Here is a 19,092-nt window from a genome sequence, read left to right as displayed (position 1 = left end):
TTTTTCGTCTTGCGACGTTAAGAATCCGTATCTTCGAGTGCCCACACAGATTGTCTGATAAATTGTTAAAGAGCAGTGCCGCTTCGCTTTTTCTCAGCGGCGCGGGGTGTGCATAATACGCTTTCCCGCTTCAGAGTCAAGCATTTTTTTGCTTTTCTCTGTCGAGATTCTCAGGAGAATCTCGCTGACCCGGCGGCGTGTTTGCCGTTGTTCCGTGTCAGTGGTGGCGCATTATAGGGAGTTATTCCGGCCTGACAAGAGGAAATTTAAAATAATTTTCCGACCGCGCAACATTCAACCAAATCAGTCTAAAACTGCCAGTTTTTCGAGCGTTTCGAAGCCGTAGCGCTGTAAAACGGGCAATAATTGTTCAGCTTCTGGCGTCATTGCCATACAAAAGGCAATATTCACATCGGCGGATTTTGCATCCGGGGCTTCATGTTCTAACAACCAGGCCGTTCGGCGAGCAATCGCTGCGCCAGAATCCACCAGCCGTGTTCCCTCTGGCAGCACTTGTAACAGTTCTTCTTGTAGTAGAGGGAAGTGGGTACACCCCAGAACAACGGTATCTGGTGGCTCTTTCATTCTTAACCACGGGCGCAAGATACGCTTTAGTGCATCCAGAGAAACATCTTCGCCATGCAGCTTCGCTTCAGCCAACTCAACCATCTCTGCCGAGCCCAGCATTTCTATCTGGCATTCATTAGCGAAACGCGCGATCAGCTCATGAGTATAAGAACGTTTAACTGTTCCGCGGGTTGCCAGTAATCCGACAATGCCATTTGCCGTCAGACGTGCAGCAGGTTTAATCGCCGGCACGACACCAACAACCGGGAAGTCGAACTTTTCGCGTAATGCAGGAAGTGAAACGGTACTGGCGGTGTTGCAAGCGACCACTGCCAGCGCAAGGGGATAGCGTTCTTGCACTGCGGTGACAATTGCCACCACTCGCTCAACAATAAACTCTTCGCTTTTTTCGCCATAAGGGAAAGCGACGTTATCGAAAGCATAAATGTAATGGAGATCCGGCAAGAGATGCCGGATCTCGTCATAGACCGACAACCCACCGACGCCGGAGTCAAACACCAGCACGGTGGGACGTGGTTCAGAAGGTGTAGCTGCCAGACAAGGTGTATTCCCGTCCTGCAGTTTGGTAGCCATAGACTGTCTCATAATCTTTGTCGAACAGGTTGGCTATTTTACCACGAACTGTCAGGTGAGAGGTGACCGGATACGCAACCGCAAGATCCCACAAGCTCACACCGCCCATTTTAACGGTTTGATAAGGATAAGATGAGTAATCCTTATCATAGCGAGTGCCTAAATACTGATAAGTAATACCCCAGTCGAAGTCATACAACTGCCAGTCGAGCTGGTATTTCATCTGCTGTTTAGCACGGCGTAACAACGGCGTGTCGGTAATTGCATTGCGCGCATCGACATAATCATAACTCACAGTATGCGTCAGTGGTCCGGTATCAAAATTGGCGGTCGCCTCGACGCCCTTAATCCGCGCTTTCCCTTCGTTGTAATATTTCAGGGTGTGATCATCATAATCTATCAAGTCACTGACATCGTTACGATATCCGGAAATACGCCAGTTCACCCCAGCGGTTAAGCCTTCAAACGCGCCTTCCCACTGTTTGCTTTTCTCCGGGTCCAGATTCGGATTTCCGTAGAAGCCATACAGTTGTCCAAGATTTGGTGCCTTATAAGATGTCCCGTAGGAAGCAATGAAGCGATAGCCTTCGATGAATTCCCAACCAGCGCTGGTTTGCCAGGTTCCATGACGACCAAACTGTGAGTTATCGTCGCTGCGTGCTGCGCCTTCAAAGGTAAAATCGCCGACTTGTTGCAGCCCGGTCAGATAGATGCCGGTATTACGTTGATCATATCCATCCTCAACGTAACCTGTACCCGGCGTCGTAGTCTGTTTCTGCCAGTCGACACCCGCACCAATACTACCGTGACCAACGATGACATTGTTTGCCCACTGGACGGTGTATTGCTTCATCTCATCAAGCGTCGCCGACGAATCATAACGACCATAATGCGGATCGTAGTTGTAATCTTTGCTATGGCTATAGCTGGTAATGAGTTGTGATTTAATCAGTTCGCCGTTATAGCGCAGCCCGGCGTCCCAACTTTGGCTATAGAGTTTACGGGTATCGAGCAACGGTGAGCCGGGAGAATAATATGCGTCATAATTGGTACGGTTATCATAGCCATAGCCGCGCACAAAACCGCTCCAGACATCAGTAAAGTTATGCTCCAGCGCGCCATAAAGCGTTTTACTTAAAAAACCATCGTTATCTGGCTGAGCTTGCGTTCCGGTATTACCATAGGCAACAACATCATAACCATGAGTATGGGCATAATCGCCCAACAGCGTTACCCGTGTCTTATCCCCCAGTTGTTGCTGCGTAGAGACATCATAGTTCTGATAACTATTGCTTCCCCACCCTGCTGAAATTTCCGTTCCGGGTTGATCGCGCGTCGTGATGATATTCACGACCCCACCTATTGCATCGGAACCATAGACGGCGGAGCGCGGCCCACGGATATATTCAACACGCTGGACAAGCGCAATAGGGAACTGGCTAAGGTCGGCAGAACCACTCACCCCCGCCAGATTCAGGCGTACGCCATCAATTAACACCAACACATGACTGGCATTTGTACCGCGAATAAAAATAGATGAGAGCTGACCTGAACCGCCGTTTTGGGTGATATCGACACCCGGAAGACGGCGCAGCACATCATTGACCGAGGTCGACTGCCAGCGGTCGATATCCTGACGCGTCACAACGGTGGTTGGTGCAAGCACAGTGCTGCGCGGCTGTTCAAAACGGTTAGCAGTAACGACGAGAGTATCCGGGCTGGTATCCTGTGCCCAAGCGGAAAATGCCGTGACGGAACACGCCGTCAGCAGCGAAGCTTTTTTAATCATTGTAAAGCATCCACAATAGAAGAAGGATGCCGCAGGCTTCATCAATATTACGCGATGATGAGAACCAGATGCGACGTTAGCCGGCAGGTCTTCGGGCTTGGAGGGGTATATAAAATACTAAGAGATGATGACTTCCCACCGGATGGCAGTGTCCGCATAACGCAATCATCGCACCTTTCCTTACCGCTGCGCGTCAGCTCCAGATTTGCACTGGATTCCCTATTAACTCACAGGACCGGCGAGTGGATGCTACAGGTTGTAACAAGTTGCTGTCCAGACGTAGCTCACAAATAGGAATACATCAAGATCTGGACATCTGATGAGCAATCCCTACAATCGCCGCGTACATTTCATTTTCAGGATACATCATGACCCCCGAACACCTTCCAACAGAACAGTATGAAGCGCAGTTAGCCGAAAAAGTGGTACGTTTGCAAAGTATGATGGCGCCGTTTTCTGACCTGGTTCCGGAAGTGTTTCGCTCGCCGGTCAGTCATTACCGGATGCGTGCGGAGTTCCGCATCTGGCACGATGGCGATGACCTGTACCACATTATTTTTGATCAACAAACCAAAAGCCGCATCCGTGTAGATAGTTTCCCCGCCGCCAGTGAACTTATCAACCAGTTGATGACGGCGATGATTGCGGGTGTGCGTAATAATCCCGTTCTGCGCCACAAGCTATTCCAGATTGATTACCTCACCACGCTGAGCAATCAGGCGGTGGTTTCCCTGCTGTACCATAAAAAGCTGGATGACGAATGGCGTCAGCAGGCGGAAGCTCTGCGCGATGCGTTGCGCGCACAAAATCTGAATGTGCATCTGATTGGTCGGGCAACGAAAACCAAAATCGCGCTGGATCAAGATTACATCGACGAACGTCTGCCGGTCGCAGGGAAAGAGATGATCTACCGTCAGGTAGAAAACAGCTTTACCCAGCCGAACGCGGCGATGAATATTCAGATGCTGGAATGGGCGCTGGACGTCACCAAAGGCTCAAAAGGCGATTTACTGGAGCTGTACTGCGGCAACGGTAACTTCTCATTAGCCCTGGCGCGCAATTTTGATCGGGTATTAGCCACCGAAATCGCCAAGCCTTCGGTCGCTGCCGCGCAATACAACATTGCCGCTAACCATATTGATAACGTCCAAATTATTCGTATGGCGGCAGAAGAATTTACTCAGGCGATGAATGGTGTGCGCGAGTTTAATCGCCTGCAAGGGATCGACTTAAAGAGTTATCAGTGCGAAACCATTTTTGTCGACCCACCGCGCAGCGGTCTGGACAGTGAAACCGAGAAAATGGTGCAGGCGTATCCACGTATTCTGTATATCTCCTGCAATCCGGAAACGTTATGCAAGAATCTGGAAACATTAAGCCAGACGCACAAGGTTGAACGTCTGGCTCTGTTTGATCAGTTCCCCTACACGCACCATATGGAGTGCGGCGTATTACTGACCGCGAAGTAAAATCTATGCCGGATGCGCCAGCATCCGGCATGATACCGATTACTCAGCAACTTCCTGCTTACGGTTACGCATCTTCGCGCCAATCCAGAACACCATAATGACGGACAGTACTGCCGGGAAGAAGTTAGAGCCGATATCCGGATATTCCGCACGAACTACCGTGCTGTACAGCAGTACGCCGAGAATAAAACAAGCAGCAGCCAGACCCGGCAAGCCTACCGGCATAGTGCGATTAAGATAACGTTGATGCAGGCAGTAAACTGTCAGCACCAGGGAAATAATCGGGAATACAGAAAATGGCACAATGGAGCTAAACAGCGCTGCGAAAGTACCATTAATCGATAAGCCAGCCACCAGCGCCAGCAGCAGCGTACCTCTATCTTGATTTGCTTGTTTCATTACTCGTCCTTCACATTTCCCGGAATAATTGCGGTTTTCTCTTGTTCACGGCGATACCAGTAATAAGCCCCTTTCGAAATCATTCGCAGTTGCAGTACCAGTCGCTCTTCTAATTGCCGACGTTGTTCGACGCCGACGTCCAACGCCTCGGCACCCGCACTGAAGACAATCGTCACCATGGCTTCGGCTTGCGCTTCAGTAAACGCACGCGGCATATGGTTTTCGAGTTCCAGATAGTCCGCAAGTTCCGCAATGAAGTGCTGAATTTCACGCGCAACGGCGGCACGAAACGCAGCGGAGGTGCCGGAGCGTTCCCGCAATAATAACCGGAAGGCGTTAGGATTATTACCGATGAACTCCATAAATGTGGAGACCGAGGTGCGGATCACACTCCCGCCTTTGGCGATACGCTGACGCGCCTGGCGCATGAGTTGGCGCAGCATTAAACCGCTCTCATCAACCATGGTCAGACCGAGTTCGTCTACGTCGCGAAAATGCCGGTAAAAAGAGGTGGGAGCAATGCCCGCTTCACGCGCCACTTCACGCAAACTCAGGCTGGCGAAGCTGCGTTCAGCACTTAATTGGCTAAATGCGGCTTCCACCAACGAACGGCGGGTTTTTTCTTTTTGTTGCGCTCTTACGCCCATCACGATGTCTGAATCCTTGCCAAAAGTACTGCTGGCACTATACCAGAGAATGAACATACTGGATTGCTCCAGTGTTGTGAATGAACCGTAACGCAATAAAACATATTTACTGCAATTCTTTGGCCGGTTCTTTTACGTACAACGGAAACCTGCCACTTAAACGGTGAGTACTGGCGATAAAAATCCAATAAAACGTTCAAGGCAAAAGTAAGAAACAGACAAAGCAAAGGCCGCTCACGATATAGCCAGATAAATGACGGGGATCAATTGGCTTACCCGCGATAAAATGTTACCATTCTGTTGCTTTTATGTATAAGAACAGGTAAGCCCTACCATGCCACATTCCTACGATTACGATGCCATAGTAATAGGTTCCGGCCCCGGCGGCGAAGGCGCTGCAATGGGCCTGGTTAAGCAAGGTGCGCGCGTCGCAGTTATCGAGCGTTATCAAAATGTTGGCGGCGGTTGCACCCACTGGGGCACCATCCCGTCGAAAGCTCTCCGTCACGCCGTCAGCCGCATTATAGAATTCAATCAAAACCCACTTTACAGCGACCATTCGCGACTGCTCCGCTCTTCTTTTGCCGATATCCTTAACCATGCCGATAACGTGATTAATCAACAAACGCGCATGCGTCAGGGATTTTACGAACGTAATCACTGTGAAATATTGCAGGGGAACGCTCGCTTTGTTGACGAGCATACGTTGGCGCTGGATTGCCCGGACGGCAGCGTCGAAACACTAACCGCTGAAAAATTTGTTATTGCCTGTGGTTCTCGCCCTTATCATCCAACAGATGTTGATTTCACCCATCCACGCATTTACGACAGCGACTCAATTCTTAGCATGCACCACGAACCGCGCCATGTACTTATCTATGGTGCTGGAGTGATCGGCTGCGAATATGCGTCGATCTTCCGCGGTATGGATGTAAAAGTAGATCTGATCAACACCCGCGATCGTCTGCTGGCGTTTCTCGATCAAGAGATGTCAGATTCTCTCTCCTATCACTTCTGGAACAGTGGTGTAGTGATTCGTCACAACGAAGAGTACGAGAAGATCGAAGGCTGTGACGACGGTGTGATCATGCATCTGAAGTCGGGTAAAAAACTGAAAGCTGACTGTCTGCTCTATGCCAACGGTCGCACCGGTAATACCGATTCGCTGGCGTTACAGAACATTGGGCTGGAAACTGACAGTCGCGGACAGCTGAAGGTCAACAGCATGTATCAGACCGCGCAGCCGCACGTTTACGCGGTGGGCGACGTGATTGGTTATCCGAGCCTGGCGTCGGCAGCCTATGACCAGGGGCGTATTGCCGCACAGGCGCTGGTGAAAGGAGAAGCCACCGCACATCTGATTGAAGATATCCCTACCGGTATTTACACCATTCCGGAAATCAGCTCTGTGGGCAAAACCGAACAGCAGCTGACCGCGATGAAAGTGCCATATGAAGTGGGCCGCGCCCAGTTCAAACATCTGGCACGCGCACAAATCGTCGGCATGAACGTGGGCACGCTGAAAATTTTGTTCCATCGGGAAACAAAAGAGATTCTGGGCATTCACTGCTTTGGCGAGCGCGCTGCCGAAATTATTCATATCGGTCAGGCGATTATGGAACAGAAAGGTGGCGGCAACACTATTGAGTACTTCGTCAACACCACCTTTAACTACCCGACGATGGCGGAAGCCTATCGGGTAGCCGCGTTAAACGGTTTAAACCGCCTGTTTTAACACTTTATCGAAATGGCCATCCATTCTTGCGCGGATGGCCTCTGCCAGCTGCTCATAGCGGCTGCGCAGCGGTGAGCCCGGACGATAAACCAGGCCAATAGTGCGGCGTGGTTCCGGCTTAATACACGGCAAATAAACAACCCCATCGCGTTTGCGCTCCGGCGGCACAGCCAGTGCAGGCAGTAAAGTGATCCCGCTACCTGCCGCCACCATGTTGCGCAGAGTTTCCAGGCTGGTCGCGCGGAAGTGTGTATCTTCATCCGCCCCGGCTTCAAAGCAGAACCCCATTGCCTGATCGCGCAAACAGTGACCATCTTCCAGCATCAGCAGTTTTTCCCCTGCCAGATCGGCCATCGGTACGCATTCGCGGTTCGCCCACGGGTGATCTTCATAGATAGCCAGCAACATTGGCTCATCAAACAACGGCACTTCAATGAATGCTTCGCTCTCTTTCACCAGCGCGAGGATCACGCAATCGAGTTTGCCGCTGTCCAGTTGCGCCAGTAACTGGTGGGTCTGTGCTTCATGCAGATACATTTCCAGCTTTGGAAAGGTCTGGTGCAGCATCGGGATAATATGCGGTAACAGGTAAGGCCCAACCGTGGGAATCAAACCAATATGCAGCGGTCCGGACATCGTCTCACCCTGCTGGCTTGCCATCTCTTTAAGGACTTTCACCTCACGCAGCACGGTACGCGCCTGATCCACCAGCAGCATTCCCGCCTGGGTGAATAACACTTTACGGCTGGTCCGCTCCAGCAACATCACGCCCAGCTCATCTTCCAGCTTACGAATTTGCCCGCTAAGCGTCGGCTGGCTAACGTGGCAGGAATCTGCCGCACGCCGAAAATGGCGGTGTTCAGCCAATGCCACCAGGTACTCAAGATCACGAATATTCATTATCCATCCTCCATCGCCACGATAGTTCATGGCGATAGGTAGAATAGCAATGAACGATTATCCCTATCAAGCATTCTGACTGATAATTGCTCACAGAAACGGAGCGGCACCTCTTTAACCCTTGAAGTCACTGCCCGTTTCGAGAGTTTCTCAACTCGAATAACTAAAGCCAACGTGAACTTTTGCGGATCTCCAGGATCCGCTTTTTTTTGCCATAAAAAAGCCCGGCGATAAGCCAGGCTCAAATTAGTACATATAAATGTTCTTACTCCAACCGCGCCTGCGCAAAAGCAATCGCCTGCGCCACCTGCTGCGGTGAGACGCCGCCTTTTGCCGCACGCTTGTCGAGGCACGATTGCAGCGACAGAATCGGATACACATCTTCACCAATCACCTGGCTGAATTTCTGCAACTCACTGAGCGGCAGCTCTTCCAGCGGTTTGCCCTGACGAATGGCTTCCACCACCGCTTCACCAACAATATGGTGCGCCTCGCGGAACGGCACACCTTTCGCCACCAGGTAATCCGCCAGTTCAGTGGCGTTCGCATACCCCTGCTGCGCCGCTTCCTGACAACGTGGGCGTTTCACCTGAATCCCGTCCAGCACCAGCGCCGCCATATGCAGGCAGTCCAGCCAGGTATCGAGCGCGTCGAATAAGCCCTCTTTGTCTTCCTGCATATCTTTGTTATAGGCCAGCGGCAGACCTTTCAGCGTCATCATCATGCCGGTCAACGCGCCCTGAACACGACCGCATTTACCCCGAATCAGCTCCAGCGCATCCGGATTTTTCTTCTGCGGCATTAATGATGAACCGGAAGTAACACGATCAGAAAGCTCCACAAAACCCGCTTCGCCGGTGTTAAAGAAAATCAGATCTTCGGCAAAACGCGACAAATGCACCATACCGATAGCGGCGGCAGAAAGCAGTTCCAGCACGTGGTCGCGGTCAGAAACGCTGTCGAGACTGTTACGGGTCGCCGAGGCAAAGCCCAGCCAGCCTGCTAACTGTTCACGGTCGATTTCATAGGCCGTTCCCGCCAGTGCGCCACAGCCTAATGGACTGACATCCAGACGCTTAAGCGCATCCTGCAAACGGCTTTCATCACGCGCCAGCATCTCAACATAGGCCAGGCACCAGTGCGCAAACGTCACCGGCTGGGCGCGTTGCAGGTGAGTGTAACCAGGCATTACCGCGTCCTGATTATTCTGCGCGGTCTCGACCAGAGCGGATTGTAACTGTCGGTTAGCCGTCAGCAACTCGCTAACGGTATCCTTGCACCACAGTTTCAGGTCAGTCGCTACCTGATCATTACGGCTACGCCCGGTATGCAATTTTTTGCCTAACTGGCCCACTTTGTCGATCAGTTTGCCTTCCACCCAGCTATGGATATCTTCGGCGTCGCTTTCAAGAATTTGTTGTGGCCTGGCGCGAACATCTTCCAGCAGCACATTGAGCGCCTCTTCCAGTTGCACCTGTTCTTCTGCGGTTAACACGCCTACCGTTACCAGCGCTTTGGACCAGGCCACAGAGCCAACAATATCCTGCTCCGCCAGACGGTAATCAAAGCGCAGTGAGTCGTTGAATTGTTTAAACCGTTGATCTGCTGCCTGGGTAAAACGCCCGCCCCAAAGTGCCATAACTCTGTTTCCTTATTTTGAAATTCAATGCCAGAAAGCTACGTCTCCGGCCAACAAAACTTAAGCTAAAATCCGCGTACCCATCGGCATACCGTTAAACAGTGCCGGAAGCTGTTCCGCATGACGCCAGGAGGCAATATCTACCGGGCGACCCAGCGTGCGCGCAGCGTCCAGCGCCGCGTTCACTTTCACTATCATGCCGTCAGTAATAATGCCCTGCTCAATCAGTTGTTCTGCTTTCGCTGCGGTCATTTCGGCAATACGTTGCCCTTTGCCGTCGAGAATACCGCTGACATCAGAGAGCAAAATCAGATCCGCGCCCAGCGTTGCCGCCAGCGCCGTCGCCGCCTGGTCAGCATTGACGTTCATCAGTTGCCCTTCGTCCGTTACGCCAATGGAGCTGACCACTGGTAGATAACCGTTTTCCAGCAACGTGTTGATAAGCTTAGGCGAACCAGGCTGCGCCAGTCCAACATGGCCTAACTCTTCATCGAGCTGGGTCACTTTTACGCTGTCGCCGTCACCGAGAAACAAACCTACGGCTGCAATCTGATGTTTCTTCGCCCATGCCAGCAGGGTTTTATTTGCCGTTCCCGCCAGCGCTCCGGTGATAATGTCTATCTGATCCGCAGGCGTCACCCGCAGGCCGTTTTTCTTTTTCACCGGCAGATTCAGTCCTTTCATCAGCTCATCCACCACGCAGCCGCCGCCGTGGACAATCACCAGCGGACGCTGATGTGACTCGCGATAATTCACCAGGGCGCTAAACAGACGTTCCAGCGCCTCTTCACTATCCAGCAGTACGCCGCCCAGTTTGATAATTAATGGATTCATCATTGCACCCCTAAATAAGAGACTGCGTTTCCGCATAGCCGAAACGAATATTGGCGCACTGTACCGCTTGTGCTGCCGCGCCTTTCAATAAGTTGTCTTCGGTCGCCACAATAATCAGATGTTCCCCCTGAACGGCAAAACCGATATCGCAGAACGGCAGCCCGACGACATTTTTCAGCGCCGGAACGCCTTTGTCATACAACCGTACCAGCGGTTTATGGGCATACGCCTGCTGTAACGCTTGCGCGACTTGCGCCTGGTTCACGCCAGGCTTCAGGCGGCAGGTAATGGTTTCGAGAATGCCGCGCGGGAAATTGCCCAGATGCGGGGTAAAAATAACGTCAGCACCGAGATGCGTGGCGATCTCCGGCTGGTGGCGATGGGTAAAGACACCATACGGTTGCAGGCTAACTTCACAAAAACTATTTGAAATCGCTGCCTTACGTCCTGCTCCGCTCACACCACTGGTGGCGTTGATAACCGGCCACTGATTGAGGTCAAGAAGATCGGCATCAATCAACGGTTTCAGCGCCAATTGCGCCGCCGTCGGATAACAGCCAGGCACCGCAATTAAGTTCGCTTCTTTTAATTTATGACCGCACCACTCCGCCAGACCGTAAGCTGCCTGTTCCAACAGTTCCGGGTATTGATGGCTAAAGCCGTAATATTTTTCATAGAAGGTGGCGTCGTTAACACGAAACGCGCCGGAAAGGTCGAACACCACACAGCCCGCTTCAAGAAATTGTGGCGCTAAATCGTGACTAACTTCATGGGCAGTAGCAAGAAACACCACGTCCACCCCTGGGCTAAACTCACTGATATCCGACATCGGCTGCAACGGCAGATCAACGATGCCTTTTAGCTGCGGATGCAAATCGGAGATTAACTTTCCCGCATCATTGCTTTGCGCTGAAACAGTCAAAGCGGTTATGTTCATATGCGGATGGCGATTTACATAGGTCACTAGCTCTGCGCCAGCGTAACCGCTGGCACCCACAATCAGCGTATTCAACATCGGGGCTATTCACCTTCTTATGTCTGGTTGCCTGGTTAAACGTAAAACATTCACCTTACGGCTGGTGGGTTTTATTACGCTCAACGTTAGTGTATTTTTATTCACAAATACTGCATGAATATTGATACTATCATGACCAGAGGTGTGTCAACAATGAAAAACAAATTACCGCCATTTATCGAGATTTACCGTGCTCTGATTGCCACACCTTCAATAAGCGCCACGGAAGAGGCACTCGATCAAAGCAATGCAGATTTAATCACTCTGCTGGCGGACTGGTTTAAAGATTTGGGCTTCAATGTGGAAGTGCAGCCCGTGCCGGGAACTCGCAACAAATTTAATATGCTGGCAAGTACCGGACAGGGAGCTGGCGGTTTGCTGCTGGCGGGGCATACCGATACGGTGCCATTTGATGACGGCCGCTGGACGCGCGATCCGTTTACGCTGACGGAGCATGACGGCAAGCTTTACGGCTTAGGCACCGCCGACATGAAAGGCTTTTTTGCGTTTATCCTCGATGCACTACGCGATGTCGACGTCACGAAACTGAAAAAACCGCTCTACATTCTGGCGACTGCCGATGAAGAGACCAGTATGGCAGGAGCGCGTTATTTTGCCGAAACTACCGCCCTGCGCCCGGATTGCGCCATCATTGGCGAACCGACGTCGCTGCAACCGGTACGCGCGCATAAAGGCCATATCTCGAACGCCATCCGTATTCAGGGCCAGTCGGGGCACTCCAGCGATCCAGCACGCGGAGTTAACGCGATCGAATTGATGCACGACGCCATCGGGCATATTTTGCAATTGCGCGATAATCTGAAAGAACGTTATCACTACGAAGCATTTACCGTGCCATACCCTACGCTCAACCTCGGGCATATTCACGGTGGCGATGCATCTAACCGTATTTGCGCTTGCTGTGAGTTGCATATGGATATTCGTCCGCTGCCAGGCATGACACTCAATGAACTTAATGGTTTGCTCAACGATGCATTGGCTCCGGTGAGCGAACGCTGGCCGGGTCGTCTGACGGTCGACGAGCTGCATCCACCGATCCCTGGCTATGAATGCCCACCGAATCATCAACTGGTTGAAGTGGTTGAGAAATTGCTCGGAGCAAAGACCGAAGTGGTGAATTACTGTACCGAAGCGCCGTTTATTCAGACGTTATGCCCGACGCTGGTGCTGGGACCTGGCTCAATTAATCAGGCTCATCAGCCTGATGAATACCTGGAGACACGGTTTATCAAGCCCACCCGCGAACTGATCACCCAGGTGATTCACCATTTCTGCTGGCATTAAAACGTAGGCCAAACAATGTCGGATGCGATGCTTGCGCATCTTATCCGACCTACACCTTTGGTGTTACTCAAGGCGATTTTTTAACATTTCCATAAGTTACGCTTATTTAAAGCGTCGTGAATTTAATGGCGTAAATTCCTGCTATTTATTCGTTTGCTGAAGCGATTTCGCAGCATTTGACGTCATCGCTTTTACGTGGCTTTATAAAAGACGACGAAAAGCAAAGCCCGAGCATATTCGCGCCAATGCGACGTGAAGGATACAGGGCTATCAAACGATAAGATGGGGTGTCTGGGGTAATATGAACGAACAATATTCCGCATTGCGTAGTAATGTCAGTATGCTCGGCAAAGTGCTGGGGGAAACCATCAAGGATGCGTTGGGAGAACACATTCTTGAACGCGTTGAAACTATCCGTAAGTTGTCCAAATCTTCACGCGCTGGCAATGATGCTAACCGCCAGGAGTTGCTCACCACTTTACAAAATTTGTCGAACGACGAGCTGCTGCCCGTTGCGCGTGCGTTTAGTCAGTTCCTGAATCTGGCTAACACCGCCGAGCAATACCATAGCATTTCGCCGAAAGGCGAAGCAGCCAGCAATCCGGAAGTGATCGCCCGCACCCTGCGTAAACTGAAAAACCAGCCGGAACTGAGCGAAGACACCATCAAAAAAGCAGTGGAATCGCTGTCGCTGGAACTGGTCCTCACGGCTCACCCAACCGAAATTACCCGTCGTACGCTGATCCACAAAATGGTGGAAGTGAACGCCTGCTTAAAACAGCTCGACAACAAAGATATCGCCGACTACGAACATAACCAACTGATGCGCCGCCTGCGCCAGTTGATCGCCCAGTCATGGCATACCGATGAAATCCGTAAGCTGCGCCCAAGCCCGGTAGATGAGGCCAAATGGGGCTTTGCCGTAGTAGAAAACAGCCTGTGGCAAGGCGTACCGAATTACCTGCGCGAACTGAACGAACAACTGGAAGAGAACCTCGGCTACAAACTACCCGTCGAATTTGTTCCGGTGCGTTTTACCTCGTGGATGGGCGGCGACCGCGACGGCAACCCGAACGTCACTGCCGATATCACCCGCCACGTCCTGCTGCTCAGCCGCTGGAAAGCCACCGATCTGTTCCTGAAAGATATTCAAGTTCTGGTTTCTGAACTGTCGATGGTTGAAGCAACTCCGGAACTGCTGGCGCTGGTCGGCGAAGAAGGTGCCGCAGAACCGTATCGCTATCTGATGAAAAACCTGCGTTCCCGCTTGATGGCGACACAGGCATGGCTGGAAGCGCGCCTGAAAGGTGAAGAAGTACCAAAACCAGAGGGTCTGCTGACGCAGAACGAAGAACTGTGGGAGCCGCTCTACGCTTGCTACCAGTCCCTTCAGGCGTGTGGCATGGGTATTATTGCCAACGGCGATCTGCTCGACACCCTGCGCCGCGTGAAATGTTTCGGTGTACCGCTGGTCCGTATTGATATCCGTCAGGAGAGCACCCGTCATACCGAAGCGCTGGGCGAACTGACCCGCTACCTCGGCATCGGCGACTACGAAAGCTGGTCAGAGGCCGACAAACAGGCGTTCCTGATCCGCGAACTGAACTCCAAACGCCCTCTTCTGCCGCGTAACTGGCAACCGAGCGCCGAAACGCGCGAAGTACTTGATACCTGTCAGGTAATTGCTGAAGCACCGCAAGGTTCCATTGCCGCCTACGTGATCTCGATGGCAAAAACGCCGTCCGACGTACTGGCTGTACACCTGCTGCTGAAAGAAGCGGGTATTGGATTTGCGATGCCGGTTGCACCGCTGTTTGAAACCCTTGATGACCTGAACAACGCCAACGATGTCATGACCCAGTTGCTCAATATCGACTGGTATCGCGGCCTGATTCAGGGCAAACAGATGGTGATGATTGGCTATTCCGACTCAGCAAAAGATGCGGGGGTGATGGCGGCTTCCTGGGCGCAATATCAGGCACAGGATGCATTAATCAAAACCTGCGAAAAAGCGGGTATTGAACTGACGCTGTTCCACGGCCGCGGCGGTTCCATTGGTCGCGGCGGCGCACCTGCCCATGCGGCGCTGCTGTCACAACCGCCAGGAAGCCTGAAAGGCGGCCTTCGCGTGACCGAACAGGGCGAGATGATCCGCTTTAAATATGGTCTGCCAGAAATCACCGTTAGCAGCCTGTCGCTGTACACCGGGGCAATTCTGGAAGCCAACCTGCTGCCACCGCCGGAGCCGAAAGAGAGCTGGCGTCGCATTATGGATGAACTGTCAGTCATCTCCTGCGATCTCTACCGTGGCTACGTACGTGAAAACAAAGATTTTGTGCCGTACTTCCGCTCCGCTACGCCGGAACAAGAGCTGGGCAAACTGCCGTTGGGTTCACGTCCGGCGAAACGTCGCCCGACCGGCGGCGTCGAGTCACTGCGCGCCATTCCGTGGATTTTTGCCTGGACACAAAACCGCCTGATGCTCCCCGCCTGGCTGGGTGCAGGTACGGCGCTGCAAAAAGTGGTCGAAGATGGCAAGCAGAGCGAACTGGAAGCCATGTGCCGCGACTGGCCATTCTTCTCGACGCGTCTCGGCATGCTGGAGATGGTCTTCGCCAAAGCAGACCTGTGGCTGGCGGAATACTATGATCAACGTCTGGTAGACAAAGCATTATGGCCGTTAGGTAAAGAGTTACGTAATCTGCAAGAAGAAGACATCAAAGTGGTGCTGGCGATTGCCAACGATTCTCACCTGATGGCCGATCTGCCGTGGATTGCGGAGTCTATTCAGCTGCGAAATATTTACACCGACCCACTGAACGTATTGCAGGCCGAGTTGCTGCACCGCTCCCGCCAGGCAGAAAAAGAAGGCCAGGAACCGGATCCTCGCGTCGAGCAAGCGTTAATGGTTACTATTGCCGGGATTGCGGCAGGTATGCGTAATACCGGCTAATCTTCCCCCCTCCTGCAAACCCTCGTGCTTTTGCGCGAGGGTTTTCTGAAATACTTCTGTTATAACACCCTCGTTTTCAATATATTTCTGTCTGCATTTTATTCAAATTCTGGATATCCCTTCAGATATCCTTAAGGAATTGTCGTTACATTCGGCGATATTTTTTCAAGACAGGTTCTTACTATGCATTCCACAGAAGTCCAGGCTAAACCTCTTTTTAGCTGGAAAGCCCTGGGTTGGGCACTGCTCTACTTTTGGTTTTTCTCTACCTTGCTACAGGCCATTATTTATATCAGTGGCTATAGTGGCACCAACGGCATTCGCGACTCGCTGTTATTCAGTTCGCTGTGGTTGATCCCGGTATTCCTCTTTCCGAAGCGGATTAAAATTATTGCCGCAGTAATCGGCGTGGTGCTATGGGCGGCCTCTCTGGCGGCGCTTTGTTACTACGTCATTTACGGTCAGGAGTTCTCGCAGAGCGTTCTGTTTGTGATGTTCGAAACCAACACCAACGAAGCCAGCGAGTATTTAAGCCAGTATTTCAGCCTGAAAATTGTGCTTATCGCGCTGGCCTATACGGCGGTGGCAGTTCTGCTGTGGACACGCCTGCGCCCGGTCTATATTCCAAAGCCGTGGCGTTATGTTGTCTCTTTTGCCCTGCTTTATGGCTTGATTCTGCATCCGATCGCCATGAATACGTTTATCAAAAACAAGCCGTTTGAGAAAACGTTGGATAACCTGGCATCGCGTATGGAGCCTGCCGCACCGTGGCAATTCCTGACCGGCTATTATCAGTATCGTCAGCAACTAAACTCGCTAACAAAGCTACTGAATGAAAATAATGCCTTGCCGCCGCTGGCTAATTTCAAAGATGAATCGGGTAACGAACCGCGCACCTTAGTGCTGGTGATTGGCGAGTCGACCCAGCGTGGACGCATGAGTCTGTACGGTTATCCGCGTGAAACCACGCCGGAGCTGGATGCGCTGCATAAAACCGATCCGAATCTGACCGTGTTTAATAACGTGGTGACGTCTCGTCCGTACACCATTGAAATCCTGCAACAGGCGCTGACTTTTGCCAATGAAAAGAACCCGGATCTGTATCTGACGCAGCCGTCGCTGATGAACATGATGAAACAGGCGGGTTATAAAACCTTCTGGATCACCAACCAGCAGACGATGACCGCCCGCAATACCATGCTGACGGTATTTTCGCGCCAGACCGACAAGCAGTACTACATGAACCAGCAACGTACGCAGAGTGCGCGTGAATACGACACCAACGTGCTGAAGCCGTTCCAGGAAGTGCTGAAGGACCCTGCGCCGAAGAAACTGATCATCGTTCATCTGCTGGGTACGCATATCAAATACAAATACCGCTACCCGGAAAATCAGGGCAAGTTTGATGGCAATACCGATCATGTTCCGCCGGGACTAAGCGCAGAAGAGCTGGAGTCATATAACGATTATGATAACGCTAACCTGTATAACGATCATGTGGTTGCCAGCCTGATTAAAGACTTTAAAGCAGCAGACCCGAACGGTTTCCTGGTTTACTTCTCTGACCACGGTGAAGAGGTTTACGACACGCCGCCGCACAAAACTCAGGGGCGTAATGAAGACAATCCGACGCGCCACATGTACACCATTCCGTTCTTGCTGTGGACGTCAGAAAAATGGCAGGCAACTCATCCGCGTGATTTCTCGCAGGATGTTGATCGTAAATACAGCCTGGCGGAGCTTATCCACACCTGGTCAGATTTGGCAGGCTTATCTTACGACGGTTACGACCCAACCCGCTCGGTGGTAAACCCACAGTTCAAAGAAACCACCCGCTGGATTGGTAACCCGTATAAGAAAAACGCACTGATCGATTACGACACTCTGCCGTATGGCGATCAGGTGGGTAATCAGTAAATGACCTTTGTATCGCGTCTGGCACTATTTGCCGGATGCGATACTGGCACAATGTTTACATCGAACTCCCATCAGGCCACACTTTTCAGGTGGCCTTTTTTCATAATGCCAGTTACTGTTTTCCCGTCTACATACCTAAGGGAATAACATGTATCACGACGTCAGCTATCTGCTCTCCCGCCTGATAAACGGCCCGCTGTCGCTGCGCCAGATTTACTTTGCCAGCAGCAACGGCCCGGTGCCCGATCTTGCGTATCAGGTCGATTTTCCACGGCTGGAAATTGTGCTGGAAGGTGAATTTGTTGATACCGGCGCTGGCGCAACGTTAGTTCCCGGCGATGTGCTGTACGTTCCCGCTGGTGGCTGGAATTTCCCACAATGGCAACCCCCCGCGACCACCTTTAGCGTGCTGTTTGGCAAACAGCAACTCGGTTTCAGCGTCGTGCAATGGGATGGCAAACAATATCAAAATCTGGCGAAGCAACACGTCGCCCGACGCGGCCCGCGCATTGGTTCTTTTCTGCTACAAACGCTCAATGAAATGCAAATGCAGTCGCAAGAGCAGCAAACGGCAAGGCTTATCGTCGCCAGCCTGCTTAGCCACTGCCGCGATTTGCTTGGCAGCCAAATCCAGACCGCCTCACGCAGCCAGGCACTATTCGAAGCTATTCGCGATTATATCGACGAACGCTATGCCTCCGCGCTTACCCGCGAATCTGTCGCACAGGCATTCTATATTTCACCAAACTATCTCTCGCACCTGTTTCAAAAAACGGGGGCCATTGGTTTTAACGAATACCTGAATCACACGCGACTGGAGCACGCTAAGACGTTATTGAAAGGCTATGACCTGAAGGTAAAAGAAGTGGCGCACGCCTGCGGCTTTGTCGACAGCAACTACTTCTGCCGTCTGTTTCGTAAAAACACCGAACGCTCGCCGTCGGAATATCGTCGGCAGTACCACAGCCAACTGACAGAAAAACCGACTACTCCAGAATAAGATGGGTTTGCTGCGGCGCAGAAAGCACTTTGCGCACCGCGCTCATTACCCGCTGCGGCTCACGCAGGAATGCGTAGATGCTGCATTGCACATAGCGGCAATGTTCAAATCGCTCGGCACCGGCAAGCTCGATATCCGTAATTAACAGCGCAACATCCGCCCGACGGATATCCTCGTCCGCTAAACGATTCTCCGTCCCCAGCGCGCCCTGAGTTTCAATGCTGACGCCCCACTTCTCTAACTGGCACAACTTTTCCAGCCGTTCCGCCGCCATATAAGTATGCGCCACGCCGCTTACGCAGGCGGTTACTGCCACCAGGTATGCCATT

The 19,092-nt window shown here is 51.9% G+C and carries 15 protein-coding genes and 1 riboswitch; of the genes, 6 read left to right on the top strand and 9 right to left on the bottom strand.

All coding sequences use genetic code 11. From position 1 onward, the window contains the following. Nucleotides 1-303 precede the first annotated feature (303 nt). On the bottom strand, nt 304-1,161 hold the full coding sequence (gene murI, locus FQ015_RS16230; RefSeq protein WP_105279094.1) for a glutamate racemase: 858 nt from the start codon (nt 1,159-1,161) through the stop codon (nt 304-306). Next, nucleotides 1,106-2,950, bottom strand: a complete 1,845-nt coding sequence (gene btuB / locus FQ015_RS16225; protein ID WP_160524266.1) for a TonB-dependent vitamin B12 receptor BtuB — start codon at nt 2,948-2,950, stop codon at nt 1,106-1,108. Before btuB ends, murI begins: the two co-directional genes overlap by 56 nt. 65 nt (nt 2,951-3,015) lie before the next feature. Then, nucleotides 3,016-3,205: riboswitch (cobalamin riboswitch) on the bottom strand. Nucleotides 3,206-3,318: 113 nt separating this feature from the next. On the opposite strand from btuB, the gene trmA reads away from it, so the two are divergent. Then, the gene (gene trmA, locus FQ015_RS16220; RefSeq protein ID WP_000187026.1) at nt 3,319-4,419 is read left to right on the top strand and encodes a tRNA (uridine(54)-C5)-methyltransferase TrmA; all 1,101 of its coding nucleotides are present in this window, start codon (nt 3,319-3,321) and stop codon (nt 4,417-4,419) included. Between the two features lie 39 nt (nt 4,420-4,458). Here trmA and FQ015_RS16215 read toward each other — a convergent pair whose 3' ends face one another. Both FQ015_RS16215 and fabR read right to left on the bottom strand, forming a co-directional pair. Next, nucleotides 4,459-4,818: a YijD family membrane protein gene (locus FQ015_RS16215; protein ID WP_000806411.1), complete on the bottom strand. Its 360-nt coding sequence runs from the start codon at nt 4,816-4,818 to the stop codon at nt 4,459-4,461. Next, nucleotides 4,818-5,468 carry an HTH-type transcriptional repressor FabR gene (gene fabR / locus FQ015_RS16210; protein WP_001309117.1) on the bottom strand — a complete coding sequence of 217 codons (651 nt, stop codon included), beginning with the start codon at nt 5,466-5,468 and terminating at the stop codon, nt 4,818-4,820. The genes FQ015_RS16215 and fabR overlap by 1 nt, the downstream gene beginning before the upstream one ends. 331 nt (nt 5,469-5,799) lie before the next feature. Between fabR and sthA the strand changes: the two genes are divergently transcribed. Further along, nucleotides 5,800-7,200, top strand: a complete 1,401-nt coding sequence (gene sthA / locus FQ015_RS16205) for a Si-specific NAD(P)(+) transhydrogenase (RefSeq protein ID WP_001120810.1) — start codon at nt 5,800-5,802, stop codon at nt 7,198-7,200. On the opposite strand, the gene oxyR is transcribed toward sthA, so the two are convergent. The 4 genes from oxyR to argC all read right to left on the bottom strand — a co-directional run bounded on the left by oxyR (nt 7,183) and on the right by argC (nt 11,588). Next, on the bottom strand, nt 7,183-8,100 hold the full coding sequence (oxyR, locus tag FQ015_RS16200; RefSeq protein ID WP_001025939.1) for a DNA-binding transcriptional regulator OxyR: 918 nt from the start codon (nt 8,098-8,100) through the stop codon (nt 7,183-7,185). The two genes, sthA and oxyR, sit on opposite strands and share 18 nt — an antisense overlap. Before the next feature lie 265 nt (nt 8,101-8,365). Beyond that, on the bottom strand, nt 8,366-9,739 hold the full coding sequence (gene argH / locus FQ015_RS16195) for an argininosuccinate lyase (RefSeq protein ID WP_032185652.1): 1,374 nt from the start codon (nt 9,737-9,739) through the stop codon (nt 8,366-8,368). Between the two features lie 60 nt (nt 9,740-9,799). Further along, nucleotides 9,800-10,576: an acetylglutamate kinase gene (argB, locus tag FQ015_RS16190; RefSeq protein ID WP_001362445.1), complete on the bottom strand. Its 777-nt coding sequence runs from the start codon at nt 10,574-10,576 to the stop codon at nt 9,800-9,802. Between the two features lie 7 nt (nt 10,577-10,583). Then, on the bottom strand, nt 10,584-11,588 hold the full coding sequence (argC, locus tag FQ015_RS16185) for an N-acetyl-gamma-glutamyl-phosphate reductase (protein ID WP_000935360.1): 1,005 nt from the start codon (nt 11,586-11,588) through the stop codon (nt 10,584-10,586). A gap of 153 nt (nt 11,589-11,741) precedes the next feature. On the opposite strand from argC, the gene argE reads away from it, so the two are divergent. From argE to FQ015_RS16165, 4 genes are all read left to right on the top strand, one after another. After that, the gene (gene argE / locus FQ015_RS16180) at nt 11,742-12,893 is read left to right on the top strand and encodes an acetylornithine deacetylase (RefSeq protein ID WP_001306635.1); all 1,152 of its coding nucleotides are present in this window, start codon (nt 11,742-11,744) and stop codon (nt 12,891-12,893) included. A 301-nt stretch (nt 12,894-13,194) separates the two neighbouring features. Beyond that, on the top strand, nt 13,195-15,846 hold the full coding sequence (gene ppc / locus FQ015_RS16175) for a phosphoenolpyruvate carboxylase (RefSeq protein ID WP_001005598.1): 2,652 nt from the start codon (nt 13,195-13,197) through the stop codon (nt 15,844-15,846). A gap of 183 nt (nt 15,847-16,029) precedes the next feature. Further along, nucleotides 16,030-17,763, top strand: a complete 1,734-nt coding sequence (locus FQ015_RS16170) for a phosphoethanolamine transferase CptA (protein ID WP_000556301.1) — start codon at nt 16,030-16,032, stop codon at nt 17,761-17,763. Nucleotides 17,764-17,911: 148 nt separating this feature from the next. Continuing rightward, nucleotides 17,912-18,763: an AraC family transcriptional regulator gene (locus tag FQ015_RS16165; RefSeq protein WP_160524265.1), complete on the top strand. Its 852-nt coding sequence runs from the start codon at nt 17,912-17,914 to the stop codon at nt 18,761-18,763. Here FQ015_RS16165 and FQ015_RS16160 read toward each other — a convergent pair. Continuing rightward, nucleotides 18,750-19,091, bottom strand: a complete 342-nt coding sequence (locus FQ015_RS16160) for a PTS fructose-like transporter subunit IIB (protein ID WP_000323849.1) — start codon at nt 19,089-19,091, stop codon at nt 18,750-18,752. The genes FQ015_RS16165 and FQ015_RS16160 overlap by 14 nt on opposite strands. Nucleotide 19,092 lies beyond the last annotated feature (1 nt).

It is taken from the genome of Escherichia sp. HH26CH, assembly GCF_009820205.1.
Classification (GTDB): domain Bacteria; phylum Pseudomonadota; class Gammaproteobacteria; order Enterobacterales; family Enterobacteriaceae; genus Escherichia; species Escherichia coli_F.
Note: the sequence above shows the minus strand (reverse complement) of the source record. Positions and strands in the feature narration are given on the sequence as shown.

Coding starts and splice junctions, on each gene's coding strand:
- murI (WP_105279094.1), bottom strand. CDS start 1,161: ATGGCTACCAAACTGCAGGACGGGAATACACCTTGTCTGGCAGCTACA.
- btuB (WP_160524266.1), bottom strand. CDS start 2,950: ATGATTAAAAAAGCTTCGCTGCTGACGGCGTGTTCCGTCACGGCATTT.
- trmA (WP_000187026.1), top strand. CDS start 3,319: ATGACCCCCGAACACCTTCCAACAGAACAGTATGAAGCGCAGTTAGCC.
- FQ015_RS16215 (WP_000806411.1), bottom strand. CDS start 4,818: ATGAAACAAGCAAATCAAGATAGAGGTACGCTGCTGCTGGCGCTGGTG.
- sthA (WP_001120810.1), top strand. CDS start 5,800: ATGCCACATTCCTACGATTACGATGCCATAGTAATAGGTTCCGGCCCC.
- oxyR (WP_001025939.1), bottom strand. CDS start 8,100: ATGAATATTCGTGATCTTGAGTACCTGGTGGCATTGGCTGAACACCGC.
- argH (WP_032185652.1), bottom strand. CDS start 9,739: ATGGCACTTTGGGGCGGGCGTTTTACCCAGGCAGCAGATCAACGGTTT.
- argB (WP_001362445.1), bottom strand. CDS start 10,576: ATGATGAATCCATTAATTATCAAACTGGGCGGCGTACTGCTGGATAGT.
- argC (WP_000935360.1), bottom strand. CDS start 11,588: ATGTTGAATACGCTGATTGTGGGTGCCAGCGGTTACGCTGGCGCAGAG.
- argE (WP_001306635.1), top strand. CDS start 11,742: ATGAAAAACAAATTACCGCCATTTATCGAGATTTACCGTGCTCTGATT.
- ppc (WP_001005598.1), top strand. CDS start 13,195: ATGAACGAACAATATTCCGCATTGCGTAGTAATGTCAGTATGCTCGGC.
- FQ015_RS16170 (WP_000556301.1), top strand. CDS start 16,030: ATGCATTCCACAGAAGTCCAGGCTAAACCTCTTTTTAGCTGGAAAGCC.
- FQ015_RS16165 (WP_160524265.1), top strand. CDS start 17,912: ATGTATCACGACGTCAGCTATCTGCTCTCCCGCCTGATAAACGGCCCG.
- FQ015_RS16160 (WP_000323849.1), bottom strand. CDS start 19,091: ATGGCATACCTGGTGGCAGTAACCGCCTGCGTAAGCGGCGTGGCGCAT.